The organism is Gemmobacter sp. (assembly GCF_016792925.1).
GTDB lineage: Bacteria > Pseudomonadota > Alphaproteobacteria > Rhodobacterales > Rhodobacteraceae > Gemmobacter.
Genome location: NZ_JAEULU010000259.1, coordinates 1 through 5,326 on the forward strand (window position 1 = coordinate 1; position 5,326 = coordinate 5,326).

6 protein-coding genes are annotated in these 5,326 nt (G+C 62.9%); all 6 read left to right on the forward strand.

Going from position 1 to position 5,326, the window contains the following annotated elements; all coding sequences use genetic code 11:
* Positions 1 to 127: 127 nt before the first annotated feature.
* Positions 128 to 955, forward strand: a complete 828-nt coding sequence (locus tag JNN06_RS12225) for a glycosyltransferase (RefSeq protein ID WP_291239872.1) — start codon at positions 128 to 130, stop codon at positions 953 to 955.
* Positions 956 to 970: 15 nt separating this feature from the next.
* Positions 971 to 1,858 (forward strand): DMT family transporter, encoded by an 888-nt coding sequence (locus tag JNN06_RS12230; RefSeq protein ID WP_291239873.1) that lies wholly within the window; start codon positions 971 to 973, stop codon positions 1,856 to 1,858.
* A 252-nt stretch (positions 1,859 to 2,110) separates the two neighbouring features.
* A complete protein-coding gene (rpsL, locus tag JNN06_RS12235) occupies positions 2,111 to 2,482 on the forward strand; it encodes a 30S ribosomal protein S12 (protein ID WP_091303734.1) in 372 nt (123 codons plus the stop codon).
* Positions 2,483 to 2,493: 11 nt separating this feature from the next.
* Positions 2,494 to 2,964 (forward strand): 30S ribosomal protein S7, encoded by a 471-nt coding sequence (gene rpsG, locus JNN06_RS12240; RefSeq protein ID WP_291239874.1) that lies wholly within the window; start codon positions 2,494 to 2,496, stop codon positions 2,962 to 2,964.
* A 9-nt stretch (positions 2,965 to 2,973) separates the two neighbouring features.
* Entirely contained in the window at positions 2,974 to 5,100 is a 2,127-nt protein-coding gene (gene fusA / locus JNN06_RS12245) for an elongation factor G (protein ID WP_291239875.1), read from the forward strand.
* An 85-nt stretch (positions 5,101 to 5,185) separates the two neighbouring features.
* Positions 5,186 to 5,326, forward strand: a 141-nt coding sequence (locus tag JNN06_RS12250) for a GTP-binding protein (protein WP_277822126.1), incomplete at its 3' end; no start/stop codon positions are given.

The following is a 5,326-nucleotide window of genomic DNA, read 5'->3' on the forward strand; positions in this document are numbered from 1 at the left end:
CCACTTGCCCTCGGCGATGGCCTCGGGCACTCCACCCGGCCCAATGTATACATGTATACATTGCCCCGGTTTGACAGTTGCGCCCCTGGGCCGCATGGTGGGGCAGCGGATGTGAGGAGCGTGGCGCGTGGCACAGGCAAAGGTGAAGGTGAAGTTTCGCAATCAGATCATCGGCCTGATGCGGTTTTCCTTCCCTTGCAAAGGCGGTTTCGCCAAGGAGGAGGAGGATATGGGCGCGCTGGAGGCGCGGCTGTTCGACCCCGACCGGCTGGCCCGCCGCTTCGAGCTGTTTGAAAAGCTGACCCTGCCCTCGATCAAGGCGCAGTCCGACGGCGATTTCCGCATGGTGTTTCTGATCGGAAAGAACCTGCCGCCAGAATGGCGCGACCGGCTGAATGATGGCATTGCCGATCTGAAAGGCGCCCGCGTCGTCAGCCTGCAACCGATGCAGCACTATCTGGCGATCCGAAAGGCCTATAACCTCGCCACTCCCGATGCCGCCAGCCATGTCACCGGCTTTCGGCTGGACGACGATGACGCGCTGGACATCGACCATATCGCGCGGATGCGCCGCACGGTGGAGGCGATGCTGCCCGCCGTGGGCCTTGATGCGCCGCTGGTGACGGGCTGCAACCGGGGGTTCTTTCTGGAACGCAAACCGGGCGGCAACGAGATTTACGAGGTGGTCGAGAAAAACCCGATCGGCCTCGGCCTTGCCATGACCACCCCGCGCGGCGTGACGGAGAACATCTTCCGCCGCAATCACCGCTTTTGCAGCCAGTTCTACAACACCTTCACCGAAGCCGTGACCCCGGCCTTCCTGCGCACGGTGCATACCGACAATGACAGCGATCCCCATGCCTCGGGCCGGATCGAGAAAAGCGCCTGGGACGATGTGGCGCCGATGCTGGAAAGCCATTTCCCTTTCACGGCGGCCTATCTGCGCAGCTTCTAGGGCCGGAGGCGCGCCATGTCCGACAATCTGCGCGGCATGATCCTGATGAATATCGCCATGCTGGCCTTCACGCTGAATGACACCTGCATGAAACTGGTGACGCAAAGCCTGCCGCTTTATCAGGCGATCAGCCTGCGCGGGGGGCTGGCCAGCGCGGCCTTGCTGGCGGTGGCGGCGGGGCAGGGGCTGCGGCTGGCGCGCCTCGGGCGCGGCGACTGGGCGGTGATCGGCCTGCGCACGGCGGCCGAGGTGGCGGCCACCGTCACCTTCCTGACCGCGCTGCTGCATATGCCGCTGGCGAACCTGTCGGCGATCCTGCAATCGCTGCCCCTGCTGGTGACGCTGGGCGCGGCGCTGGTTTTTGGCGAGCGGCTGGGCTGGCGGCGGCTGTCGGCCATCGCGCTGGGGCTGCTGGGGGTCTTGCTGATCATCCGCCCCGGCACGGCGGGCTTTGACCGCTGGTCGGTGCTGGGGCTGATCTCGGTGGCGGCGGTGGTGCTGCGCGACCTCGCGACCCGCAGGCTGAGCCGGGCCGTGCCCTCCACGCTGGTGGCGATCTGCGCCAGCCTGGCGGTGACCGGGCTGGGGCTGGCGGGCCTCGCGCTGGAGGGGTGGCAGCCGATGGGCGCGCGTGAGGGCGCGCTGATTCTGGGCGCCGCGCTTTGCCTGGTCATCGGCTATCTGACGGTGGTGATGGCGATGCGGGTGGGGGATATTGGCCTTGTCGCGCCCTTCCGCTATATGGCGCTTTTATGGGCCATCGCGCTTGGCTGGGCCTTGTTTGGCACCTTCCCCGACCGGCTGACCCTGACCGGCGCCGGTATCGTGGTGCTGGCGGGGCTGTTTACCCTGCTGCGCGAACGCCGCCTGCACGCCCCCCGCCCGGCGGGGGACTCAGGTTGACAAGGCCGACGACTCCCCCTATACGCCGCCTACCTCGATCTGCGCCCTGCGCAGGGCGGGGTATTCGTATGGATGTGGACCAGATCCGGGCGTCAGCCTCGATCCCCTGAGATTCCACCGCATCGGCCTCCGGCATGGGGGTGCGAGCGGTTTTTGTGTTTTGCGGACGCGCAAGATGCCAATGAAGACATGCCCCCGGAAACGCCGTTGACGAGCGGTGATTGAACGGGTTGCAAGACAGAGGCTAGTTTAATGCCGACGATCCAACAGCTGATCCGCAAACCGCGGGAAGCACGGAAGACGCGGTCCAAGTCGCAGCACTTGGAATCCTGCCCCCAGAAACGTGGCGTGTGCACCCGCGTGTACACCACGACCCCGAAAAAGCCGAACTCCGCTATGCGGAAAGTCGCCAAGGTGCGTCTGACCAACGGCTTCGAGGTCATCAGCTACATTCCCGGTGAAAAGCACAACCTGCAAGAGCACTCGGTCGTGCTGATCCGTGGCGGCCGCGTGAAAGACCTTCCCGGTGTGCGTTACCACATCCTGCGCGGCGTTCTGGATACCCAGGGCGTCAAAGACCGTCGTCAGCGTCGTTCGAAATACGGCGCCAAGCGTCCGAAGTGAGGAACTGAGAGATGTCCCGTCGTCACGCCGCCGAAAAGCGCGAAATCCTTCCCGATGCCAAGTATGGCGATCGGGTTCTGACCAAGTTCATGAACAACCTGATGCTCGATGGCAAAAAGTCCATCGCGGAATCGATCGTTTATGGCGCCCTTGACCGGGTTCAGACCAAGCTGAAGCGCGAGCCGATCCTCGCCTTCCACGAGGCTCTGGACAATGTGAAGCCCTCCGTCGAAGTGCGCTCGCGCCGCGTCGGTGGTGCGACCTATCAGGTTCCGGTCGAAGTCCGGGCCGAGCGTCGCGAAGCTCTCGCGATCCGCTGGCTGATCATCGCGGCGCGCAAGCGCAACGAGAACACCATGGAAGAGCGCCTTGCCGCCGAGCTGTCGGATGCGGTGAACAACCGTGGCACCGCGGTGAAAAAGCGCGAAGACACCCACAAGATGGCCGACGCGAACAAAGCGTTCAGCCATTACCGCTGGTAAGGGGTCATCATGGCACGCGACTATCCGCTTGAGCGTTACCGCAATTTCGGGATCATTGCCCATATCGACGCGGGCAAGACCACGACTTCGGAACGCATCCTTTACTACACCGGCAAGTCCCACAAGATCGGCGAAGTCCATGACGGCGCCGCGACGATGGACTGGATGGAGCAGGAACAAGAGCGCGGCATCACCATCACTTCGGCTGCCACGACGACCTTCTGGAACCGTCAGATCGACCCGGCCACCGGCGTTGGTGACAAGGCGAGCAAGTATCGCTTCAACATCATCGACACCCCCGGCCACGTCGATTTCACCATCGAAGTCGAACGCTCGCTGGCCGTTCTGGACGGCGCTGTGGTTCTGCTCGACGGCAATGCCGGCGTGGAACCCCAGACCGAAACCGTGTGGCGTCAAGCTGACCGCTACAAGGTTCCGCGCATCGTGTTCGTCAACAAGATGGACAAGACCGGCGCCGACTTCATGAACTGCGTGAAGATGATCAAGGACCGGACCGGCGCCAACGCCATGCCGATCGTCCTGCCGATCGGTGCGGAAGACAAGCTGGAAGGCATCATCGACCTCGTGACCATGGAAGAATGGGTCTATGAGGGCGAAGACCTGGGCGCTTCGTGGAAGCGTCAGCCGATCCGTGCGGACCTCAAGGATCAGGCCGATGAATGGCGCCTGAACCTGCTGGAAACCGCCGTCGGCCAGGACGATGCCGCGATGGAAGCCTATCTGGAAGGCAATGAGCCGGACGAAGAAACGCTGCGCGCGCTGATCCGCAAGGGCACGCTCGCCATCGACTTCATCCCGGTGATGGCCGGTTCGTCGTTCAAGAACAAGGGCGTGCAGCCCCTTCTGAACGCCGTGATCGACTATCTGCCCTCGCCGCTGGACGTGCCGCCCTATATGGGCTTTGCGCCGGGCGACGAGACCGAAGAGCGCAACATCGCCCGTTCGGCCGATGATGATCAGCCCTTCTCGGCGCTGGCCTTCAAGATCATGAACGACCCCTTCGTGGGCTCGCTGACCTTCACCCGGATCTATTCGGGCAAGCTGGCCAAGGGCGACGCGATGATGAATGCGACCAAGCAGCGCCGCGAGCGCGTGGGCCGCATGATGATGATGCACGCCATCGAGCGTGAGGAAATCACCGAAGCCTTCTCGGGCGACATCATCGCGCTTGGCGGTCTGAAAGAGACCACCACCGGCGACACCCTGTGCGACCCGGCAAACCCGGTCGTTCTCGAAACCATGACCTTCCCGGTCCCGGTGATCGAGATCGCGGTGGAGCCGAAAACCAAGGCCGACCAGGAAAAGATGGGCATCGCTTTGGCCCGTCTGGCTGCCGAAGACCCGTCTTTCCGCGTGGAAACTGACCTCGAAAGCGGCCAGACCATCATGAAGGGCATGGGCGAACTTCACCTCGACATCCTCGTGGACCGTATGCGCCGCGAATTCAAGGTCGAGGCGAATATCGGTGCGCCGCAGGTGGCTTATCGCGAAACCATCTCGCGCGAGCATGAGATCGACTACACGCACAAGAAACAGACCGGGGGCACCGGCCAGTTTGCGCGCGTGAAGCTGATCATCTCGCCGACGGAGCCTGGCGAAGGCTATTCGTTCGAATCCAAGATCGTGGGCGGTGCGGTGCCGAAGGAATATATCCCCGGCGTCGAAAAAGGCATCAAGTCCGTCATGGACTCGGGCCCGCTGGCTGGCTTCCCGGTGATCGACTTCAAGGTGCAACTGATCGACGGCGCGTTCCACGACGTTGACTCCAGCGTGCTGGCCTTCGAAATCGCGTCGCGGGCTGCCATGCGCGAAGGTCTGAAAAAGGCCGGCGCCAAGCTGCTGGAACCGATCATGAAAGTCGAAGTCGTCACCCCGGAAGAATATACCGGCGGCGTCATCGGCGACCTGACCTCGCGTCGGGGCATGGTCACGGGTCAGGACAGCCGCGGCAACGCGAATGTCATCTCCTCGATGGTGCCGCTGGCCAATATGTTCGGCTACATCAACACGCTGCGCTCGATGACCTCGGGCCGTGCCGTGTTCTCGATGGAATTCGACCATTACGACGCCGTGCCGGAAAACATCTCGCAAGAGATCCAGAAGAAATACGCCTGATCGGTGCGGCGGGGGCAACCCCGCCCTACCACCCCGTAGGCCGGGCCTGCCCCGGTGCATCGCAATGAATTGAGGAGTTTGCCAAATGGCAAAGGCAAAGTTTGAACGGAACAAACCGCACGTCAACATCGGCACGATCGGCCACGTTGACCATGGTAAAACCACGCTGACCGCGGCGATCACCAAGTATTTTGGTGAATTCCGCGCCTATGACCAGATCGACGGC